22 protein-coding genes are annotated in these 21,892 nt (G+C 49.2%); 16 read left to right on the plus strand and 6 right to left on the minus strand.

The window, feature by feature from the left end:
- Position 1 precedes the first annotated feature (1 nt).
- The 4 genes from purQ to ACM1ND_RS04260 are packed head-to-tail and all read left to right on the plus strand — an operon-like array spanning position 2 to position 4,638.
- A complete protein-coding gene (gene purQ, locus ACM1ND_RS04245) occupies positions 2-691 on the plus strand; it encodes a phosphoribosylformylglycinamidine synthase subunit PurQ (RefSeq protein ID WP_341057950.1) in 690 nt (229 codons plus the stop codon).
- Positions 669-2,912, plus strand: coding sequence for a phosphoribosylformylglycinamidine synthase subunit PurL (purL, locus tag ACM1ND_RS04250; RefSeq protein WP_023987051.1), 2,244 nt, complete (start codon positions 669-671; stop codon positions 2,910-2,912). The genes purQ and purL overlap by 23 nt, the downstream gene beginning before the upstream one ends.
- The gene (gene purF, locus ACM1ND_RS04255) at positions 2,897-4,378 is read left to right on the plus strand and encodes an amidophosphoribosyltransferase (protein ID WP_023987052.1); all 1,482 of its coding nucleotides are present in this window, start codon (positions 2,897-2,899) and stop codon (positions 4,376-4,378) included. The genes purL and purF overlap by 16 nt, the downstream gene beginning before the upstream one ends.
- A 26-nt stretch (positions 4,379-4,404) precedes the next feature.
- The gene (locus ACM1ND_RS04260) at positions 4,405-4,638 is read left to right on the plus strand and encodes a hypothetical protein (protein WP_418027093.1); all 234 of its coding nucleotides are present in this window, start codon (positions 4,405-4,407) and stop codon (positions 4,636-4,638) included.
- Between the two features lie 143 nt (positions 4,639-4,781).
- Here ACM1ND_RS04260 and ACM1ND_RS04265 read toward each other — a convergent pair whose 3' ends face one another.
- Entirely contained in the window at positions 4,782-4,967 is a 186-nt protein-coding gene (locus tag ACM1ND_RS04265; protein WP_143757184.1) for a hypothetical protein, read from the minus strand.
- A gap of 138 nt (positions 4,968-5,105) precedes the next feature.
- Here ACM1ND_RS04265 and purM point away from each other — a divergent pair, with 138 nt between their 5' ends.
- The 10 genes from purM to ACM1ND_RS04315 all read left to right on the plus strand — a co-directional run bounded on the left by purM (position 5,106) and on the right by ACM1ND_RS04315 (position 14,949).
- Positions 5,106-6,146 (plus strand): phosphoribosylformylglycinamidine cyclo-ligase, encoded by a 1,041-nt coding sequence (gene purM / locus ACM1ND_RS04270; protein ID WP_053324651.1) that lies wholly within the window; start codon positions 5,106-5,108, stop codon positions 6,144-6,146.
- Complete coding sequence (purN, locus tag ACM1ND_RS04275; protein WP_076265186.1) at positions 6,146-6,760, plus strand: phosphoribosylglycinamide formyltransferase; 615 nt, start codon at positions 6,146-6,148, stop codon at positions 6,758-6,760. Before purM ends, purN begins: the two co-directional genes overlap by 1 nt.
- Positions 6,761-6,891: 131 nt before the next feature.
- The gene (gene purH / locus ACM1ND_RS04280) at positions 6,892-8,439 is read left to right on the plus strand and encodes a bifunctional phosphoribosylaminoimidazolecarboxamide formyltransferase/IMP cyclohydrolase (protein ID WP_076265187.1); all 1,548 of its coding nucleotides are present in this window, start codon (positions 6,892-6,894) and stop codon (positions 8,437-8,439) included.
- Between the two features lie 70 nt (positions 8,440-8,509).
- Positions 8,510-9,775 carry a phosphoribosylamine--glycine ligase gene (gene purD, locus ACM1ND_RS04285; protein WP_023987055.1) on the plus strand — a complete coding sequence of 422 codons (1,266 nt, stop codon included), beginning with the start codon at positions 8,510-8,512 and terminating at the stop codon, positions 9,773-9,775.
- Positions 9,776-9,900: 125 nt separating this feature from the next.
- Positions 9,901-10,578 carry a TetR/AcrR family transcriptional regulator gene (locus tag ACM1ND_RS04290; RefSeq protein ID WP_053324653.1) on the plus strand — a complete coding sequence of 226 codons (678 nt, stop codon included), beginning with the start codon at positions 9,901-9,903 and terminating at the stop codon, positions 10,576-10,578.
- Positions 10,579-10,677: 99 nt separating this feature from the next.
- Positions 10,678-11,535: a substrate-binding periplasmic protein gene (locus ACM1ND_RS04295; protein ID WP_418027094.1), complete on the plus strand. Its 858-nt coding sequence runs from the start codon at positions 10,678-10,680 to the stop codon at positions 11,533-11,535.
- Positions 11,536-11,620: 85 nt separating this feature from the next.
- Positions 11,621-12,268 carry an amino acid ABC transporter permease gene (locus ACM1ND_RS04300; RefSeq protein WP_013308808.1) on the plus strand — a complete coding sequence of 216 codons (648 nt, stop codon included), beginning with the start codon at positions 11,621-11,623 and terminating at the stop codon, positions 12,266-12,268.
- A 14-nt stretch (positions 12,269-12,282) separates the two neighbouring features.
- Positions 12,283-13,032 carry an amino acid ABC transporter ATP-binding protein gene (locus tag ACM1ND_RS04305; protein ID WP_418027095.1) on the plus strand — a complete coding sequence of 250 codons (750 nt, stop codon included), beginning with the start codon at positions 12,283-12,285 and terminating at the stop codon, positions 13,030-13,032.
- A 54-nt stretch (positions 13,033-13,086) separates the two neighbouring features.
- Positions 13,087-13,512: an OsmC family protein gene (locus ACM1ND_RS04310; protein ID WP_023987060.1), complete on the plus strand. Its 426-nt coding sequence runs from the start codon at positions 13,087-13,089 to the stop codon at positions 13,510-13,512.
- 183 nt (positions 13,513-13,695) lie between these two features.
- Positions 13,696-14,949, plus strand: coding sequence for a serine hydrolase (locus tag ACM1ND_RS04315; protein WP_023987061.1), 1,254 nt, complete (start codon positions 13,696-13,698; stop codon positions 14,947-14,949).
- 40 nt (positions 14,950-14,989) lie between these two features.
- On the opposite strand, the gene ACM1ND_RS04320 is transcribed toward ACM1ND_RS04315, so the two are convergent.
- From ACM1ND_RS04320 to ACM1ND_RS04340, 5 genes are all read right to left on the minus strand, one after another.
- A complete protein-coding gene (locus ACM1ND_RS04320; RefSeq protein WP_254349052.1) occupies positions 14,990-15,967 on the minus strand; it encodes a FecCD family ABC transporter permease in 978 nt (325 codons plus the stop codon).
- On the minus strand, positions 15,964-16,968 hold the full coding sequence (locus ACM1ND_RS04325) for a FecCD family ABC transporter permease (protein ID WP_254349053.1): 1,005 nt from the start codon (positions 16,966-16,968) through the stop codon (positions 15,964-15,966). The genes ACM1ND_RS04320 and ACM1ND_RS04325 overlap by 4 nt, the downstream gene beginning before the upstream one ends.
- Positions 16,965-17,945 (minus strand): ABC transporter substrate-binding protein, encoded by a 981-nt coding sequence (locus ACM1ND_RS04330; RefSeq protein ID WP_160789297.1) that lies wholly within the window; start codon positions 17,943-17,945, stop codon positions 16,965-16,967. Before ACM1ND_RS04330 ends, ACM1ND_RS04325 begins: the two co-directional genes overlap by 4 nt.
- Before the next feature lie 201 nt (positions 17,946-18,146).
- The gene (locus ACM1ND_RS04335) at positions 18,147-18,875 is read right to left on the minus strand and encodes a response regulator (RefSeq protein WP_023987065.1); all 729 of its coding nucleotides are present in this window, start codon (positions 18,873-18,875) and stop codon (positions 18,147-18,149) included.
- Positions 18,868-20,541, minus strand: a complete 1,674-nt coding sequence (locus ACM1ND_RS04340) for an ATP-binding protein (protein ID WP_023987066.1) — start codon at positions 20,539-20,541, stop codon at positions 18,868-18,870. The genes ACM1ND_RS04335 and ACM1ND_RS04340 overlap by 8 nt, the downstream gene beginning before the upstream one ends.
- A 161-nt stretch (positions 20,542-20,702) precedes the next feature.
- Here ACM1ND_RS04340 and ACM1ND_RS04345 point away from each other — a divergent pair, with 161 nt between their 5' ends.
- Positions 20,703-20,996, plus strand: a complete 294-nt coding sequence (locus tag ACM1ND_RS04345) for a putative quinol monooxygenase (protein ID WP_013308817.1) — start codon at positions 20,703-20,705, stop codon at positions 20,994-20,996.
- Positions 20,997-21,040: 44 nt separating this feature from the next.
- On the plus strand, positions 21,041-21,865 hold the full coding sequence (locus ACM1ND_RS04350; protein WP_023987067.1) for an aldo/keto reductase: 825 nt from the start codon (positions 21,041-21,043) through the stop codon (positions 21,863-21,865).
- The last annotated feature ends 27 nt before the right edge of the window (positions 21,866-21,892 follow it).

Consider the following 21,892-nt stretch of genomic DNA (forward strand, 5'->3'; position numbering starts at 1 on the left):
CATGAAATTTGCAGTTCTGGTTTTTCCGGGCTCCAACTGTGATATTGACTGCTATAAGGCGGTAGAGGACACGGTCGGTGAACCTGTCGATTATGTTTGGCATACTGCGACGGATCTGTCGCCTTATGATTGTATTCTTGTTCCAGGAGGCTTCTCCTACGGGGATTACCTGCGTTGCGGCGCGATTTCCCGGTTTGCTCCGGTGATGAAGGAAGTAGCCAAAGCGGCTGCCGAGGGCAAATATATATTGGGGATTTGTAACGGTTTTCAAATTCTGACTGAAGCTGGGCTGCTGCCAGGCGCTTTGCGCCGTAATCTGTCGATGAAGTTCCGTTGCCATGATACGGTGTTGAAGGTTGCGAATAACCAAACACCTTTTACAAAAGATTACGCTGCTGGTGAAGAGATCGTCATTCCGATCGCCCACGGCGAAGGCAACTATTACTGTGATGATGAGACGCTGGCTCGCTTGCAGGCGAATAACCAGATCGTATTTACGTATAAAGATAATCCAAACGGTTCCGTGACGGATATCGCAGGGATTTGTAATGAACAAGGAAACGTGCTGGGCATGATGCCTCATCCGGAACGCGCGGTGGACGCATTGCTCGGAACGGATGACGGCAAACGTATGTTTACATCTATTTTGAATGCTTGGAGGGATCGACATGGCGCAGCAAGTGTCCGCTAAGGAACCGACGGCAGAGCAGGTTGCCGAACATAAACTGTATCAGCAGATGGGTGTATCGGACAGTGAATATGCGTTGATCTGTGAATTCATGGGACGTCAGCCGAATTATACGGAGATTGGCGTATTCAGTGTCATGTGGTCAGAGCATTGTGCTTACAAAAACTCTAAGCCGTTGCTGCGTCGTTTTCCAACAAGCGGTCCGCGAGTTCTGATGGGACCCGGCGAGGGCGCAGGCATTGTAGATATCGGTGACAACCAAGCGGTTGTATTTAAAATCGAAAGTCATAACCATCCGTCGGCTGTGGAGCCTTTTCAAGGGGCGGCGACTGGGGTAGGCGGTATCATCCGTGATATTTTCTCCATGGGTGCAAGACCTGTCGCGGTGTTGAACTCTCTGCGTTTTGGGAAGCTGGAGAGCGACCGTGTGAAATATTTGTTCGAGCATGTGGTATCTGGTATTGCGGGATATGGGAACTGTATCGGTATTCCGACTGTAGGTGGCGAGGTTGTATTTGATGAAAGCTACGAAGGCAATCCGCTCGTTAATGCAATGTGTGTCGGACTGATTGACCATGATAAAATCCAGCGTGGTGTTGCTAAAGGGGTCGGTAACCCGGTGTTCTATGTGGGCCCGCCGACAGGTCGTGATGGGATTCATGGAGCGACATTCGCATCGGTTGAGCTGACAGAGGAATCTGAAGCGAACCGGACTGCGGTTCAAGTAGGCGATCCTTTTATGGAGAAGCTGGTTATGGAATCATGTCTGGAACTGATCGACAGCGGTATTGTGCTGGGTATTCAGGATATGGGTGCCGCAGGACTTACCTGCTCCAGCGCGGAGATGGCGAGTAAGGCTGGCAACGGCCTGGAGCTGTATCTGGATCAGGTGCCGCAGCGTGAAGAGGGCATGACACCTTATGAAATGATGCTGTCCGAATCACAGGAACGGATGCTGTTCGTAGTAGAGCCTAAGGATGAAGCACAGGCACTGGAAATTTTCGAGCGTTGGGGTGTTATTTGTGCCAAGGTCGGTAAAGTGACGGATGACGGTCGTTTGCGTTTGTTCCATCACAATGAAGTGGTCGGAGATATGCCAGTGACGGCGCTGGTTGACGAGTGTCCGATTTATGACAAGCCTTCCGAAGTCCCTGCTTATTATGAGCAAAATGCTGCTATTGACACACTGCGTTACGCTGAAGTGACGGATTTGAACGGTGCGTTGAAAAAGGTGCTGTCTTCACCAAGTGTAGCCAGTAAGAAATGGGTATACGAGCAGTATGACTACATGGTTCGCACGAGTACAGCCGTTCGTCCGGGATCGGATGCAGCTGTTGTGACTGTGCGCGGAACTCGTAAGGGGCTCGCCATGACGACAGATTGTAACGGACGTTATGTATACCTTGATCCAGAGGTGGGCGGACGGATTGCAGTTAGCGAAGCAGCGCGTAACATTGTATGCTCCGGCGGCGAGCCGTTGGCGATTACGGATAACCTGAACTTCGGTAACCCTGAAAAGCCGGATATTTTCTGGCAAATGGAAAAAGCCGTGGACGGTATGGCAGAGGCTTGCCGTGTACTGGATACACCTGTTATCGGGGGCAATGTCAGCTTGTACAATGAAAATGCCAAAGGCTCCATCTATCCGACGCCTGTTGTCGGTATGGTAGGACTGGTTCATGATACAGATCATATTACGACACAAGGCTTCAAAGCCGAAGGTGATGTAATTTTCCTAGTGGGGGAAACGAAGGCCGAGCTGGGAGGCAGTGAGTTCCAAGCTGTCGTACACGGTGTATCCGAGGGACGCCCACCTGAGCTGGATTTGAACGTAGAGAAAAAACTGCTGACTGCGGTACTGGGAGCGATTCAGACCGGATTGGTACAATCTGCGCATGATTTGGCAGAGGGCGGATTGGCTGTAGCGCTTGCAGAATCCGGGATTAGTGGCGGATTGGGAGCACAGGTCAACGTAGAAACGAGCTTGCGTCCTGACCATGCGTTGTTTAGCGAAACTCAATCCCGTATTTTGTTATCTGCATCGCCGGATAAAGCGTCTGCTCTGGAAGCACATCTGCGTGGTTTGGAAGTGCCAGTTACCGTATTAGGAAAAGTTGAAGGATCACAATTGACAGTTGAGGTGAACGGACAACCCGCTTTGAACGAGGCAGTCGCCAGTTTGAAGCAAATCTGGGAGGATGTCATTCCATGTCTGATGAAATAACAGCACGGACGTTGTGGACTGGAGATTATTATAATGAAGGCTCTGGTAAAGAGGGGCTGTTTGATAAATTAAAAGAGGAATGCGGCGTGTTTGGAGTATATAGACACTCCGATGCCGCTTCCCTAGCATATTACGGATTGCATGCACTCCAGCATCGCGGGGAGGAAAGTGCGGGTATCTGTGTGAGCAGTGGCGACGAGTTCCATTATCATCGTGGAATGGGGCTTGTAAAAGAAGTATTCAATAAAGATTTGATGGCTTCGCTGACAGGCGATATTGCCATAGGACATGTGCGCTACTCGACAAGTGGAGACAGTAAGCTAACGAATGCACAGCCTTTGGTGTTTAAGTATCGTGACGGCGATCTAGCGGTAGCTACGAACGGGAATATCGTGAATGCTTTGCAAATCCGGCATGAGCTGGAGCAGGGCGGGTCTATTTTTCAAACGACCAGCGATACAGAAGTAGTGGCGCATTTGATCGCACGATCGTCCAAGGATTTGGTGGAGGCTGCCAAAGATGCATTGAAGCGTATTGTCGGCGGATTTGCTTTTCTTATTATGACCAACGATAAACTGCTGGTCGCTTCTGATCCCAATGGCTTGCGTCCGTTGACGATGGGCAGATTAGGTGATGCATATTTGTTTGCCTCCGAAACCTGTGCTTTGGAAACGATTGGAGCAGAGCTGTTGCGCGATATCGAGCCGGGTGAACTGTTGGTGTTGGACAAAAATGGTCTGCACGAAGACCGTTACAGTGAAGGCAAGCATCGTAAAGCACTGTGCGCGATGGAATATATTTATTTTGCCCGTCCTGACAGTGATTTGAATGGTTCTAATCTTCATGCTGCACGCAAAAGAATGGGAAGCCAGATGGCGCTGGAAGCTTTTGTCGATGCGGATCTGGTGACAGGAGTGCCGGATTCCAGTATTTCGGCTGCGATTGGTTATGCAGAGCAGACAGGTATTCCTTATGAGCTGGGTATGATTAAAAATAAATACACTGGACGTACCTTCATTCAGCCGAGTCAGGAGCTACGCGAGCAGGGTGTGAAAATGAAGCTGAGCGCTGTACGCCGTGTTGTTGAAGGTAAACGAGTCATTATGATCGACGATTCTATCGTCCGGGGCACTACATCCCGTCGAATCGTGAATATGCTGCGGGATGCAGGGGCACTGGAGGTACATGTACGTATTACCTCACCGCCTTTCAAAAACCCGTGCTTCTATGGCATCGACACGCCGGATCGCCGGGAACTGATCGCTTCGTCTAAAACCGTCGAGGAAATTCGTGAGGAAATTAACGCCGATTCGCTCTACTTTATGAGCGCTGAGGGTTTGATTGCCGCTGTAGGTGGATATAACGAACAGGATTACAAAGGCGGCTTGTGCCTAGCCTGTTTCGATAATGATTACCCGACTCAGGTAGATTTCAAAGGTGAAGAAAAGTTCGGATGTAGTTGTTGAGAAAAGGGAACAAAAGAGGCACAGTGGTGCATGGCAGGAATGGGGATGTCGGTTTTGAGGGGGCCACTCCGCGTGTGGAAGGTTCTTCCAATCGCTGTTGCCGCTGGACCTGGATTGGAATAACCCTTAGAGGGTTAGAATCCAGCGGCAAAGGCGAACGCTTCGCTTCTCCAGAATCCTTCCACCCGCTCCGTTCCTCAGGTGTGCAGCATTTTGCAGCAGTGACTGTACCTCTTATGTTCCCACGGGGAAGAGGATAGGTAAGGCAGTTAAAAACTCATGGCATAACTATTTCATGCCATGAGTTTTTAACGGAGCGGTGACTCACAAAAAGTCACCCTGCTCTTATAAGGTTGAGCCAGCGAAGCGAAGCTCAACAGCAGGCAAGGCGAAGCTGCCTGCCTCAATGGTCAAATAAGTAAGCCGCCCGTTGGCGCTGCTCACTTATTTGACCGGCACGTCCCCGCCTTTGCGAAGCAAACAGGCCGGGACGTGCCCCGCCGCCACTGCATAGGCGGCCTTGCACTAAAGCGTGTCCTTTGTATTCGCGGGTATAGCCCACGAATACAAAGGACAACACGCGACTCACAGCACGAACCAACCACCAAGCAGCACCCAACCTTACACATCTGACCGACTCTTGAGGGGTCCAGGGGGAGCAGCCCCATGGAATCCTCCCTGCTAGGGAGGACTTAGGAGGGTCAATCATTTGAAGGAGTGTTCATGAATGTCCGAAGCATACAAAAACGCAGGGGTAGATATCGCTGCCGGTAATGAAGCAGTAGAACGGATGAAAAAGCACGTTAAACGTACCTTCCGTCCCGAAGTGCTGACGGACTTGGGCGGATTCGGTGCGTTGTTCGGCCTGAATAAGGATAAGTACGATGAGCCTGTACTCGTTTCCGGTACCGATGGTGTCGGCACGAAGCTGAAGCTTGCTTTCGCAATGGATCGTCATGACACCATTGGTATTGACGCGGTTGCGATGTGTGTAAACGACATTATCGTCGGGGGCGCGGAGCCACTCTTTTTTCTGGATTACCTCGCTTGTGACAAGGTTGTACCCGAGAAAATTGAAGCTATAGTCGCTGGAATCGCAGAGGGTTGCCATCAATCGGGCTGTGCGCTGGTCGGCGGTGAAACCGCAGAAATGCCAGGGATGTACAGCGAGGGTGAATATGATATTGCCGGATTCACGGTAGGGATTGTAGATAAAAGCAAAATCATCAACGGTAGCTCCATTGCTTCCGGAGATACAGTGATCGGACTGGCCTCCAGCGGAGTACACAGTAATGGCTTCTCACTGGTTCGCAAGCTGTTATTGGAACAGCAGGGCTATGATTTGCATGATGAAATCGAAGGCTTGAACGGCAAACTGGGCGATGTACTGCTGGAGCCGACGAAAATTTACGTGAAATCCGTTTTGGCATTGCTGGACAAGGTAAAAGTAAAAGGCATGGCGCATATCACAGGTGGCGGTTTTATTGAAAATATCCCTAGAGTGTTACCGGATCACGTCAATGTGGATATAGAATACGGCACTTGGCCGATTTTGCCAATCTTCCAGCTCATGCAGGAAAAAGGCGCAATCTCCAACAAAGACATGTTCACAACCTTTAATATGGGAATTGGAATGGTAATCGTTGTAGGCGAAGAGCATGCACAGACTGCACTGGAAGTTCTGAAGGAACAGGGCGAAGCTGCATATGTAATCGGAAAAGTAACGGAAGGCAGTTCTATCGTGACCTTTACGGGAGCCGAGGTGTAATGAACGAGTACCGGATTGCTGTTTTTGCATCAGGCGAGGGGACGAATTTTCAGTCATTGGTGGATGCGGCTGCACGAGAAGAACTGGGCGGCGCCTCGGTAGAATTGCTCATCTGTGACAAGCCTGCGGCTCCTGCCGTAGCTAGAGCACAGAAAGCTGGAATTGCGTGCCATACTTTTCGACCCAAGGAATATCCTTCTCGAGAAGACTATGAGCGTGAACTGGTGACTTTACTGGATCAGAAATCAATTGATCTCATCGTGTTAGCTGGCTATATGCGTTTGCTATCCAGCGTCATGGTTGATGCCTACGCAGGAAAAATCATTAATATTCATCCGTCACTACTTCCGGCATTTCCAGGGAAAGATGCTGTTGGACAGGCATTGACCTATGGGGTCAAGGTAAGTGGCGTCACCGTTCATTTTGTGGACGGGGGCATGGATACGGGGGCCATTATTGCCCAGCGTGTCGTGGAAGTTGACGACCATGATACAGCGGAATCCTTATCCGCAGCCATTCAATCCGTGGAACGTCAGCTATATCCAGAGGTAGTTGGCAAATTGGCCCAAGGTAAAATCCAATTAAATGGTCGCAAAGTGATTTCACTTCTCTAAGAATGATTGTAATTTGTCATATCATTGTCATATCAAGGATGCTGTACAGGCATTTTCCGATATTTCTCGGGAAATAAAATGATAAAAGAGAATTTTGCAAAATTTCTGAAAGAGCTAAAGGAGGAGACAGGGTGAGTATTAAAAGAGCGCTCGTCAGCGTATCGGATAAGCGGGGGATCGTGGAATTTTGCCGCGAGTTGTCCAAATTGGGTGTGGAGATCGTTTCGACAGGGGGAACGAGCAGCTTGTTGTCGAAGGAGGGCATTCCCGTCATCGGCATTTCAGAGGTAACGGGTTTTCCTGAAATTATGGATGGACGTGTTAAAACACTCCACCCTGCGGTACACAGCGGCTTGCTGGCTGTTCGGGATAATGAAGAGCATCAGCGTCAGATGAAAGAACTTGGATTGGGTTATATAGATCTGGTCGTTGTGAATCTGTATCCTTTTGCGGAAACGATTGCCAAACCCGGTGTAACTTATGAGGACGCGATTGAAAATATCGACATCGGCGGTCCAACGATGCTGCGTTCTGCGGCAAAAAATCATGCTTTTGTCAGTGTGGTAGTCGATGCTGATGACTATAGCACAGTGTTGGAGGAAATCCGTAAGGATGGCGATACGGAACTGAATACCCGTAAGCGTTTGGCCGCAAAAGTTTTCCGTCATACGGCGTCATACGACGCTTTGATATCCGATTATTTGTCGAATGTGACAGGCGAGCCGTTGCCTGAGCGATACACCGTAACCTATGAAAAAATTCAGGATTTGCGTTATGGCGAAAATCCGCATCAGCAGGCGGCATTTTACCGTGAGCCATTGGCGGCAAAGGGTACACTGACAACAGCGAAACAACTTCACGGCAAAGAGCTGTCTTACAATAACATCAATGATGCTAATGCTGCTTTGCAAATCGTTAAAGAATTCAGCGAACCTACAGTAGTAGCAGTTAAGCATATGAATCCTTGCGGTGTGGGAATCGGCAGCAGTATTTATGAAGCGTACAGCAAGGCGTATGCAGCTGATCCAACCTCGATTTTTGGTGGCATCGTAGCGGCTAACCGGATTATTGATGGTGATACAGCGAATAAGCTGAGTGAGATCTTTTTGGAAATTGTACTGGCACCGGGATTTACGAAAGAAGCATTGGAGATTTTAACGAAAAAGAAAAATATTCGTTTGCTTGATCTGGGTGAGCTTTCCCGGTCTGAACAAGCAGAGAGCCGTTTCGTCGTGACTTCCATTGAAGGCGGCATGGTAGTTCAGCAAAATGACATTCACGCTGTAGACTCGGATGCACTTACAGTTGTAACGGAGCGGGCACCATCCGAGGAAGAACTGAAACAGCTTTTGTTTAGCTGGAAAGTTGTTAAGCATGTGAAATCCAACGCCATCGTACTGGCGGCAGATAATATGACCATTGGCGTAGGCGCAGGACAAATGAACCGTGTCGGTGCGGCCAAGATTGCTATCGAGCAGGCCGGTGACAAAGCAAAAGGTGCCGTACTGGCATCCGATGCATTTTTCCCGATGGGCGATACGTTGGAGTTGGCAGCTAAAGCAGGCATTACAGCAGTTATTCAGCCGGGCGGCTCCATCAAAGACGAAGAGTCCATCAAGGTTGCTAACGAATACGGCATTGCCATGGTCTTTACAGGCGTACGTCATTTCAAGCACTAACTTGTATGAGTTGAGGATGCAGCAGCATTTTCACCTGAACAATCTAATGGGAGCGGGAGGAAACACCTGAATGGATATTTTGGTTATCGGAGGGGGCGGCCGCGAACATGCAATTGTGTGGGCGCTGAAGAAAAGCCCCAAGGCCGGACAAATCTATTGTGCACCAGGCAATGCTGGTATCGGACAGTTAGCGGAGTGTGTGCCGATTCCGGTGAGTGACTTTGACGCGCTGACAGAGCTGGCGGAATCCAAAAAGGTAGGACTTGTCGTGGTTGGCCCCGATGATCCGCTGGCAGATGGCATTGTGGATGCATTTGAAGCGAAAGGCATTCCAGTCTTCGGACCGCGTAAAAATGCAGCGGAAATTGAAGGCAGCAAAATCTTCATGAAGGATTTGCTCCATAAATATCATATTCCGACAGCAACCTATCGCAAGTTTTATACTTACGAGGAAGCACATGCATACTTGAAGGAGCAACCGATCCCAGTCGTCATCAAGGCAGACGGACTGGCGGCAGGCAAAGGGGTAACGGTCGCGTACTCGATGGAGGAAGCGGAAAAGGCTCTCTCTGACATTATGGTGGCCAAGGTGTTTGGTGAAGCCGGGGCACAAGTCGTGATCGAGGAGTTTCTGGCTGGTCAGGAAATGTCGATTCTCTCCTTTGTCGACGGTGAAACGGTTCGTCCGATGGCTGCGGCGCAAGACCACAAGCCAATTTTTGATGGTGACAAAGGGCCGAATACAGGTGGCATGGGTACGTATTCTCCGTTGCCTCACATAGCCAATTCCATTATTGAGGAAGCTATTGAGACGATTATTAAGCCGACGGCCAAGGCCATGGTTGCTGAAGGGCGTCCGTTCCGAGGTGTATTATTTGCCGGATTGATGATTTCGCCGGACGGCAAGCCAAAGACCATTGAGTTTAATGCACGTTTCGGTGATCCGGAAACTCAAGTGGTTCTGCCTCGTTTAAAATCCGATCTGCTCGATATATTTCTTGCTGCTGTAAATGGCACGCTGGATCAGGTGGAGATTGAGTGGAAGGATGAAGCGGCGGTGTGCGTGGTGCTGGCATCCGGAGGTTATCCTGCAGCTTACGCCAAAGGCGTACCTATCCACGGATTGGAACAGGTAGACGAAGCTATCGTGTTCCATGCTGGAACGGGCATCAACGAACAGGGCGAGTGGGTAACGAACGGCGGACGTGTATTAGGTGTGGTCGGCTTGGGACGTGATATTGCCGGGGCACGGAACAAAGCTTACGAACAGGCGGATCGTATTACCTTTGAAGGTAAACAAAACCGTACGGATATTGCGGCAAAAGCATTGCTGTAGCAGTAATATATAGGATAAAGAGGACCTCTGTGGAGGTTCTCTTTTTTCGTTTGACAAAAGTATACTTATCCTATAGGATTAAAAATACAAAACTGACTGACTGATCAATCGGGAGGAGGAAACCCATGCAGCCACGGAAGGCGAAGCAGTCCAAGACCGTCTCAAATGACCAACCTGCTGAGCACGCGGGAGAAGAAACAGACCGCAGAACACAGCTTCTTCACATTGCATTGAAGCGGTTCGCCGAGCAGGGTTACCATCAAACGAAGATTTCAGATATCGTGGTAGAGGCGGGAGTAGCCCAAGGCACGTTTTATTGGCATTTTAAAAGTAAAGAGGCACTGGCGCTGGAGATTATCGCTACTGGTCGTGAACAACTACTGTCAGCGATCGGACAGGGATATCGCCGTGACGCGGGAACGCTGGCTGATATGGTTAAGGCATCAGAGGCGCTGTTTGTTCGGTTATTTGATTTTGCATTGGAGAACCGCTATCTGATGGGTTTGCTGCTGATCGGCAGCGGTGTCGATGAACCGGTGCGCCAGAGTATCCGAGAGACAAGGGCCGCGATGGAGCAGGCATTCCGGCGCAATATGGAAAGAGCGATCGAGCTGAACATGTTGCCTGCTGAATTGGATGTGGAATTAAGGGCGGCACTACTCATGAGTATGATCGAAGGTGTCATTACACGCTGGCTATTCGGTTCAGAGGGAACACATGACCACATCACGCAGATAACTGCTAAAAGATTGGCAGCAGAGGCGGCTAATTTTGAGTTTTATGGACTATTAGGTCAAAGCTAGATGTGCAACATCGCATGAATGGGGCGTTGGCAACAAATAATATAGCCAAATCACATAGAAGAACTCAATCATTTACATCCAGACAGGAGAGAACGATACATGAAAACACGTAAAAAAGGGTTCTTGGTAACTACACTCATGGCTCTGGCATTGTTCAGCCTTGTGCTGAGCGCTTGCGGTACTAAGCCAGAAGCTTCTAATACTAGCAATGGAGCGGGTAGCAGTAATGTGGCAGCGAGTAACCAGCTCGAAGCAATCAAGAAGGCTGGTGTAATTAAGGTAGGCATGATGGGCACCTATCCGCCGTACAATTTTTTGAACGACAACAAGGAATTGGACGGATTTGATGTGGATATCGCCAAAGAATTGGCGAAGCGGATTGGAGTGAAACCGGAGTTTACGGCACAAGAATTCTCGGGACTGGTTCCAAGTTTGCAAAAGAAAAAATTCGATGCAGTGATTAGCCAGGTTACGATCACAGAGGATCGTAAGAAGGCCATTGACTTCACAGAGCCTTATATCACAAACAATGTAAACATTATCGTAAACAGCAAAACAAATGTTATTACCAAGCTGGAGGACTTTAAAGGCAAAACCATTGGTGTCGGCTTGGGAACGAATGATGAATCTTATCTGCGGAATGAAGTACTACCGAAGGTAGGCGATTTTGAGATTAAAACGTATGATGATGTCATTACTTCCTTAAAGGATCTAAACTCTGGTCGTATTGACGCAACAATCAACAATCTGTATGCTCTCAAGCCGATTATCGATAAAAACGGGTTCCAAATTAAAGCCGTAGGCGAGCCGATTAAATCGGACCAAGCGGGTGTAGCCATTAACCAGAAAACTCCTGAGCTCAAAGAAGCCTTGAACAAGGCTTTGAAGGAAATGAAGGAAGACGGCACTTACAAAACAATTTTCAAAAAATGGTTTGGCGAGGAGCCAAAAGAATAACGTAAGCCTGTTAGAGGCGTCTGGCTCCAGTCTTGGCTTTTATGCTGACATGGGGCCACTCGTCTGAAAGAAGGGAATATAACCGATGCTTGAATTAATGTGGGAGAACGTCCCTTTTTTATTAAAGGGTGCTTATTATACGCTTTATATTACGATTGTCTCTATGTTTTTTGGCCTAATCATTGGTTTGGTTGTTGCTGTGGCCCGGTTGAAGGGGAATCGACCCGTTCGATGGCTGGCGCGCATGTATGTATCGATCATTCGGGGGACGCCGGTTTTGGTGCAGATTGCGGTCATTTATTATGGACTGGATGATTATGGCATATCATTCGGATCGCTGACGGCTGCTTGTCTGGCACTCAGTATTAACACAGGAGCGTACTTATCGGAGACGTTCCGTGGAGCTATTTTAGCCGTACCCCAGGGACAGACCGAGGCAGCTTATGCGACGGGAATGTCGCCCGGTCAAACGATGTGGCGCATTATTCTTCCTCAGGCGGTACGCATTGCAATTGCACCGATGGGGAATACATTTGTAGGTATGCTTAAAGAAACGTCGCTGGTGTCGGTTATCGGGGTCAGTGAATTGATGCGACAGGCACAGCTTTTACAGGCACAGTATTTGCTCTACATGCCGTTTCTGCTCGAAATTGGCCTGATGTACTGGATTATGAGCATTGGATTCTCCGCTATACTGGAGCGGGTGGAAAAGCGTCTGGCTCGAGCTTATTAAGGTGGAGATGATAGATGATGATAACAACAAACGGATTAGGTAAACGATTCGGACAGGTAGAGGTTCTGAAAAGCATTGATTTTCAGGTTGCCGCTCGTGAAATCGTCGTATTACTCGGCCCGAGCGGCTCAGGTAAAAGTACCTTGCTGCGCTGCCTGAACGGTCTGGAAGAGCTGTCTTCCGGCAAGTTTGAGGTGAATGGGATTGAGGTAGATGCTACGGCTCCCGTTCGTGTCCGCCAAGCAGCCATTCGTGATATTCGCAAACAGACGGGGATGGTGTTTCAGCAATTCAATCTGTATCCGCACAAAACCGCAATCGGCAATGTCATTGAAGGACTGCTGACAGTAAAAAAAATGCCGCGCGACAAGGCTATGTCCATCGGACAACGGTTGTTGGAGCGGGTGGGGTTATCGGATAAGCAGGATGTACATCCTTCACGTCTGTCCGGTGGACAGCAGCAGCGGGTAGCCATTGCACGTGCGCTGGCGATGGACCCGGCGATTATGCTGTTCGACGAGCCGACATCGGCGCTTGATCCCGAGCTGGTAGGGGAGGTGCTGGGTGTTATGCGAGAGTTGGCTCAAGACGGAATGACGATGGTCGTCGTTACTCATGAGATGAAATTTGCTCGCGAGGTGGCAGACAAGGTTATATTTATGGCAGATGGTATCATTTTGGAGGAGGCAGCGCCACAGGTGTTTTTTGACACTCCCCAGCATGAGAGAACACAGAAATTTTTACGACAAATCAGCGAATTTTAAAGTAAGATCGAGGATAAATCATAGATTATTAAGATGGAAAGAAGGCCTTTGAACATGAAAGTATCTACAACTTGGCACGGCAAACGCGCGTTTACTTCGGAGGGACCATCCGGTTATTCTGTAGGGATGGATGCTACGGCGGCTTATGGCGGTGATGGTAAAGGGATGACTCCCATGGAACTGCTGTTGGCAGGTCTGGCAGGATGTATGGGGATCGATATCACAATGATTTTGGATCGTTTCTTGTCGGACATTACTCGTATTGATATTGACGCAGAAGGTACGCGCAAGGAAGAAATGCCGACAGGCTTTACAGCGATTGATCTGACATTCCATGTAGATGGAGATATTCCAGATTACCGCGTATGGAAAGCGATTCAGATGGGTAAGGAAAAATATTGTGCAGTATCCGACTCCTTAAAAGCGGAAATTCGGATGCACCTCATATTGAATGGAACCGAAGTACCCTATCCAGCATAAGTGTCGAAGGGTAATGAAAGAGAGTCAGCCTGTGTTATGTACAGGAGGCTCTCTTTTTTATGTTATTTGAAAATATGACACGTAATGAAACTTTTTGTACTGTGTTTTCGTTTAAAATAGAAATTGAAATATAAAAATGGGAAAATAAACCTGTGTATGAAGTGTATACAGTGGGAGGTTATAGTGAAACGAAAGCGCCTTATCATAGTAGCAACTATTTTGGCTACAGTGCTCATCGTTATGGGAGTGGCAACAGGATTACTAACTTTCATGCAGAATCAAGTGGCTAATCCCCCGAATACCGTCCGGCCCACAACTGCGATTGCAGCCGAGGTTGAGGGTGAAACAAAGGAACAGGATGCTGCCACGCGTTTACTTCATTTTGTGGAGGAGAATGCAGAAAAAGTTTCGATTACGATTCTGAGAGATGGAAAAAAGCTGGCAGGCCAAGAGGAAAACCGGATGATGCCTTTGGCGAGCACCGTCAAAACAATCATTGCGATCGAATATGCCAAGCAAGCGGCGGTGGATCAGATCAACCCGGATGACAGAGTGAAGCTGATTTCGCTGGAAAGGTTTTATTTGCCGGGTTTGGATGGTGGTGCTCATACGGCGTGGCTACAGAATATGGAGGCTAAAGGGCGGATACAGAATGAAACTGTATCTGTACGAGACGTCGCCAAGGGGATGATTCAATTTAGTTCCAACGCCAATGCGGAGTATTTAATGGACAAACTGGGGGTGGATGCGATCAATCGGACGAGAGCCAAAATGGGGCTGCAAAATCATGATCCCATTTATCCGTTTGTATCCTCCATTTTGATTCCCTACGAATGGATGAAGGAGAGACAAGGTGAGAATTGGAATAATACAAAGAATAAAATTTCTGCCAAAGAAGCCATTCAGGCGATGTCGGACACGGAGTTTCGCCGATATGCCCGAGTGATTCATAACAAGCTGCGCCGTGATGTGAGTGGTTCTTACAAGAAAAACGCAGATATTGAGACCTGGTATGATCAGGATTATGACCGTATTAATACGGATCGTTTTATAGCTTCAACGACAGCCGATTATGCCTCTTTAATGAGTAAGCTGAACCGCCGTCAAGGGTTCACAAAAGCTGAGCAAAAGTTATTGTCCGAGGTCATGGAGGAACCATTTATGGTTCTTCCTGAAAACCAGCAATTCCTGAAACATACTGGGCAAAAAGGAGGCTCCACGGCTTACGTTTTGACACTGGCAATGTATGCGACAGATAAGGAAGGGCATTCGACAGAGCTAGCTGTCTTTTTTAACGATTTGGACCCTAGCACAAATGCCAGCTTTCCTGAAATGATAAATGTTTTTAAAAAGAGGTTACTGCATGATGAATCGTTTAGAGAAGAAGTTAATCGGCGTATCGGTGTACAGGTAGCGCTGCTAAACGCTAGAGTATAGTACTGCGTTTAGCAGCGCTGCGCAACTTCTTATCCTAATCCTATCCGCTGCCTTTTTGTTTGCGTTCCCGCAGCAATAGATACAGAAAATATGGCGCGCCAATGACGGCTGTCACGATGCCAGCGGGAATTTCTAGCGGCGGCCTCAGCCCCCGTCCCAACGCATCGGCGAGGACGAGAATCAGGGCGCCGATCATCGCCGAGCCGGGCAATAGATAGCGGTGGCGATTCCCAAATAACCGCCGTGCCAGATGCGGTGCCAGCAGTCCGATAAAGCCGATGGAGCCGATGGCAGCAACACAGGAGGCAGCCAAGGCGACTGACACGGCTAGCAGTCCTGTACGCACGCGTTTCACGCTAAGTCCCAGCCCAGCAGAGCTTTCTTCATCTAGGCTCATAATGTCGAGCTTACGCTGTAGGGTATAGGCGAGAGGCAGCAACACGATTAACCACGGCATTAGCCCATACACTTCGTCCCAGCCTTTTCCCCACAGACTTCCAGCTAGCCAAGTGAGCGTGTCGCTGGCTTCGAGTGGATACTTGACCAGTATATAATCGGTCGCAGCCTGAAAAATAGCGCCCACCGCCAGTCCGGTCAAGGCTAGCATATTGGGACGCATGCCTCCCTTCATCGAAAGCTGTACGAGCAACAGTGCAGCTAGTCCGGCACCGACAAAGGCCGCTACAGGCAACAGCGCCACTGGGGATGAGGGTAGCAGTACGATGACGAGAACCGCCGCAAAGCCGGCCCCCTTGGATACACCTACCACATCTGGCGAGGCTAGCGGGTTGCGGATCATGCCTTGTAGCAGAACACCGGCTACTGCCAGCCCAGCTCCGGCCATGATGGCCAGCAGACCACGTGGCAGCCGATAGTGGTGAACGATGAACCAGGAAGAGGCATTCTGGTCAGTCAGAGCTGTGATCAGCTCAGAGGGCGTAATGTAGGTGCTGCCCACGCCTATAGCTATAAAAGCAACACCCAGCATTAGTGCGAGTAAAATCCACAGTTTTTTCATCGTGAAGTCCTCCCGTTCTTATGCGCCAGATATAAAAAGAAGGGCGCACCCACCAGCGCCGTTACAATACCAACGGGCGACTCATAAGGAAATGCAATGAATCGTCCAAGCACGTCTGCATATGTCAGCAGCAGAGCTCCGCAGATTGCAGACAGGGGAATGACCCGCTTGTAATTGTCACCTGTAAACATCTTGATGATATTCGGCACCATCAGGCCCACAAAGCCGATGGACCCGGCTACCGCTATGGCAGAGCCTGCCAGCATAATCACTGAGGCCGAGGCCAGTAGACGGACAAGACGTACGTTTTGTCCCAATCCTTGTGCGACTTCCGTCCCGAGGCTCAGCACAGATAGCGCGGGGGCCAGCGCCAGCGCAAGGATCATACCCACGGCGAACCATGGCAGCACCAGACGCGTGTCGGCCCAAGTGGAACCATCGATGGCTCCGGCGAGCCAATACAGCACATCGGATATTTGCTCGTTGAACACGAGCAGTCCCTGGGTGATGGAGGCCAGCAACAGATGCACGGCCATCCCGGCAAGGGCCAGCTTAACCGGCGTCATGCCCGCCGTTCCGGCCAGCGCATATACGAAGGAGCCGCCTGCGATGGCCCCGGCAAAAGCAAAATAAATGCTGCCGGACGATCCGATATTCGGCAGCAGCACGACGGACAGCACGACAGCCAGCGAAGCGCCTGAGCTGACCCCGAATACCTGCGGCGAGGCCAGCGGGTTGCGTGTGATGGCCTGCATCAGGGCTCCAGCCACGGCGAGCCCCGCCCCGACGATTAGGCCAATAACGGCACGCGGTAGGCGTACCGTCAAGACAATGAGCTGATCCTTGGACGGATGCTCGGTGAACAGCGCAGTCAGCATGGTGGGGATGTCCATCCTGACTGGGCCAATCGCCACGCTGAGCAGCAATCCAGCCAGCAACGCAGCGATAAGTGCAAAGAAGACCGGCTTATTCAGCCGGTCGCGTGAGACTTGTCCGATCAACGGGAGCCGTCTCCTTTACTTTGCGCGGGATACAGAAGCGAAATGGCTTGCTCCAGTATTTTCTCGGCTGAGCCGAGTCCACGGTACCGGGTCCATAGTGCCCGGTTCACTTCGTAAACTTCCCCTTTTTTGACGGCCGTAATGTTTTGCCAAAGCGGGTTTTGCTTCCATTCCGCAATCAGCTTCTCATCGGCTTCCACCAAAAAGATCACATCAGGATCCGCTTGTGCAATCTGTTCCAGCGTCAGCTTGACGGTAGGCTCGCTTGTATTTTGAAGGGCATTGTGAATACCCGCTTGCTCCAGCAGTTGTCCATCAAAGGATGAAGCACCGTGAGCCGATAGTGAATCAGAGCGGAATACCCCTAGCAATACGCTACGTGACTCGCCAGCTTTGATGCCTTCTTTTAACTTTTCCATGGTAGCTTTATGCGCAGTGAGAATTTGCTCGCCTTTTTCCTTCTCGCCCAACGCATCGGCGATGACACCGAAGGATGCCAGGTTTTGTTCATAGGAGGAATTGCGGCTCTTTAGAACAATGGTCGGAGCAATCTCGCTTAGTTCTTTGTATATGCTTTTATGACGATTCAGATCGGCAATAATCAAATCCGGCTTCAGGGAGCTGATCGTTTCCAGGTTTGGCTGTTTGCGCGTGCCTACTGGTGTGAAGTTGATTTTCTTACCGAGCAGCCCATCAATATCATCGTCATTTTCCTGAGCTATGCCGACAGGAGTAACGCCCAGTTGGGTTGTGGCATCGACAAAAGAGAATTCCAGGGTTACGATTCTTTTGGGTGTACCTGTAACCTTGGTTTCTCCCATCTCATGTTTAATCATTCGAGTGTCGCCTGTTGCTTGAGGTGCTACTGCGCTGTTATCTTGTGACTGGCGTCCACATCCCGCCATAATGACCGTCAGTAGTGCCAGGATCGCTGCAAGCAGCATGCCTGTGCGCAATGGTTGTTTCGGTGTTGCCATACGTTATCCCCCGTTCCAGTATGATTATCAGAGAAACTGATAATCATTATCAATCAACTAACTGTTGATCATTCTAGCAATCGGGAAGGAGGACGTAAATAATGTGGTCATTTAAACCGTTTTGATCGATTAAGTGAATTAAATTCAATAAAATTATGAATAGGAAGAGGGGGAAGTAACAGGACATCAGAGTTGGGCGGTTTATGCATCCCTCCGCTGTCGCCGATAGATACGCTCCGGTCTGCCGACGGTTCCGTACACCTGATCGTGGTGCGCGTCGCCACTTTCCACTAAATACTCCAGATACCTTCTGGCTGTAGAACGGCTCATACCCAGCTCAATTCCCACTGTACCTGTAGTCACCTCACCCCGTCGATTCAGGAGATCTAGCACTTTGTCGCAAGTTACTTTATCGATGCCTTTGGCCCATAATTCTCCGACTCCGTTCCCCGCCATCCGACCGGTGCCCGCGCTTTGAAGCAAACTGTCAATTTCAGATTGTTCGACTGTGGATTGTTCCTCTTGCCATGTTGTGATTTGTCGCCGAAACCGGGCATATTCCTCCAAGGTCGCACGCAATCTCTCGAATATAAGCGGCTTTACGATAAAATCAAACACGCCTGCTCGAACGGCTTGTACCACTGTTTCAGCTTCTTTGGCGGCAGTCAGCATAATAACATCTGTACCCGGATAGTGTTGCTTGATGAACGATAGCAGGGTTAGACCATCTGTGTCGGGAAAATAAACATCCAGCACGACTAGAGGAGGACGGAGCACGTCCAGTTGAAGTTTTGCCTCAAATTCGTTCGTGGCGATTGCACATACGGTGAACCCGTCTACCTTTTCAATAAATCGGCGGTTAATCTCCGCAATTCGCGGATCGTCTTCAATAATAAGAACCTCAATGTCCGATAAAACCCGCTCATTCATGGGCATAACCTCCTTTTGCATCATTACTCATATCTGTCCTATGTAAAGGAATGTATACCTCAAAAATACTTCCACCACCAGGCCGTTCATGCACTTCAATAGAGCCGCCCATTCGTTCAGTGTACTCCAGCACGAGAGCAAGGCCATATCCATGTCCTGCATCTGCTTTGGTCGAAGCTCCCCTGACAAACAGCTTTTCTTGGATATCGTCCGAAATTCCCGATCCGTTATCCGCAACTTCGACGATGATGGCTTCAGTCGTTTCTTCAAGCCGGAACCAGACCTGTCCGTCAGAGATGGAGGACATCGCAACAGCTTCCATGGCATTGTCCAGCAGGTTTCCGGCTATGGAAGCGAGAAAGGACCACTCCAACGTAGGAGACTGGGTTGAGAATGCTCCTTTAATATCAAAATGGAGTAAAACCCCTTTTTCCAGCGCCTGTTTCTTCTTACCGATCAGTAGGCTGGCGATGATTGAATCGGTTAGGAGAGCTGTGCCAATCGGCCTGTGTACACGATATTCCTCTGATTCCTGGGTGATAAAGTCCACCGCTTCGTCATAACACTCCAACTGAATCAGGCCGGATATGAGATACAGCCGATTGGCGTATTCGTGTGTTTGTGATCGAAGTACTTCCGCGTAATCTTTGACCTCTGTCAACTGTTGTGTCATGTGGAGCAGTTCGGTCTTGTCACGCAGACTGGCAACTGTGCCCATGATGCGACCGGAACGATCCTGGATCGGCACACGGCTGACGACTACAATTCGCTGCTGGACCTCAATTTCCTTATTCCATATGTCCTGTCCCTGATCTGGCCCCATCGTTGAATGCTCTACTGTGTAATCGGCAACAAGCATATCAACCAGTACATCTGGAACACCTGTCAAGTGACGAAGGTCGCATCCGTAGATAGAGGTTTCCGCGGGGAGTCCGATCAAGCGAGCTGCCTGTGGATTGGCAAGTGTGATTTGTCCGTTACTATTAACCGCGATAATTCCTTCGCCGATGGACTCAATAATGGCTTGCTTTTCCTGGTACAACCGTCCGATCTCCACTGGCTCCAGTCCATGCAGTGCGCGTCGAACCCGTTGCGCTATAACCAGGCTTCCCAATATGCCGATCATCAGCGCGCCCACCATAAACCAGAGCCATGCATATGTGTATGTACGAATATTTTGCTGCACATCTGTCATTAAAAAACCTACAGAGACGAGCCCGATGGCCTTACCTTGCGTATCATAAACGGCTGTTTTGGCGCGTATTGACGGTCCGAGAGAACCCGTCGATTCAGTGATAAAGGACTGCCCTTGCAGTACCTTATCATTCATGGGGTCTATCATAGGCGTGCCGATGCGCTCCGGGTTTACATGCCACTGTCGAATGAGATGACGATCAGCAATAGTAATAAAATCAGCGCCGCTGCTGGCTTGGACAGGCTTTATGACCTCGTTGATACGCGAACGCAATTGCGTCGTCTCAGTCTGCTCCAGAGCGTCTCTGACCTGCGCATCTACGGCGAGGGTATTGGCGACGGTGAGCGCCCTTTCTCCGATTTCATCATATAGAGCGGAGGTGATCATATATCGAAAGGATAATCCCAACAGCCCGGTAACTACCAATACTAAAAGAGATATAAATACCATTAGTTTTGTCTGAAAACGCACATGCCTTCACCGCCGTTAAACAAAATATAGGAGGAACGGATCAGCTGATCTTCTCCCCCATACGATCTATTTTACTGTATTACAGAAACGCCCGCACTTTTATTCTGTCGAAAGAATGGTCTATAATAGAAATAGTTACATAATACGAGGAGGAACATAATATGATTATTATTCATGCCGATATGAAAGTTTTACCTGAAAAAAGAGAGACTTTTCTGCAACAAACCCAAGGGCTGATCAGCGCATCCCAAGCTGAAGAAGGCAATGTACGTTACACGTTAATGCAGGATCTGAATGATCCCAACGCATTTACGATGGTTGAAGAGTGGAAAGATGCTGCTGCTGTAGATTTCCATAATAATTCTGCCCATTTCCAGGCATTTGTTGCCGCGGCTAAAGAATTGTTGGCTGCTCCACTTCAAGTGAATGCTTTTCAGGATGCAACTAAACTGTAATCATCCCGTTGAATAATTCATAATCAGGAACAGGAGGAATAGACATGGGGAACATTGCGGATACAACTGTACTGAATAACGGAGTTCAGATGCCTTGGCTCGGTTTCGGTACTTACAAGGCGGAAGGCAATGAGGTCTACGAAGCGGTCAAAACAGCTATTGAGGTCGGTTACCGTCACATTGATACAGCGGCGATCTACGGCAACGAGGAACTGGTTGGACAAGCCATTCGTGATAGTGGAGCGGCTAGAGAAAACCTGTTTGTAACTACCAAGCTATGGAATCAGGATCAAGGCTACGATTCAACACTGCGTGCCTTTGAGGAAAGCCGTAAGCGGCTGGGTCTGGATATCATTGATCTGTATCTCATTCATTGGCCTGGCAAGGATAAGTACAAGGAAACCTGGAAGGCATTCGAACGACTGTATGAAGAAGGAAGCGTACGCGCTATCGGAGTTAGTAACTTCCAAGTTCACCATCTCGAAGACCTCCTCAAAGACAGCAACATGGTTCCTGTCATCAACCAAGTGGAGCTTCACCCTCGTCTGACTCAACAAGAGCTGCATCAATACTGCCGGGAGCACCAGATTCAGCTTGAATCGTGGAGTCCGCTGATGAAGGGGAAATTAACCGAGCAAGCGGACATCGTTGAGATTGCTGCCAAATACGGTAAAACCTCTTCGCAGGTTATTTTGCGTTGGCATCTGGATCGGGGGATTGTGACGATTCCCAAATCTGTAACCGCGCATCGTATTCGCGAAAATGCTGATTTATTCGACTTTGAATTGACGGCTGAGGATATTGAACGAATCAATGGTCTTCATCTTGATGAGCGTGTAGGCACGCATCCCGATAAGCTGCTGTTCTAATATTAAGATTAAATGTACAAAGAACCT

Source organism: Paenibacillus sp. JJ1722 (genome assembly GCF_048282685.1).
Lineage (GTDB): Bacteria > Bacillota > Bacilli > Paenibacillales > Paenibacillaceae > Paenibacillus > Paenibacillus polymyxa_B.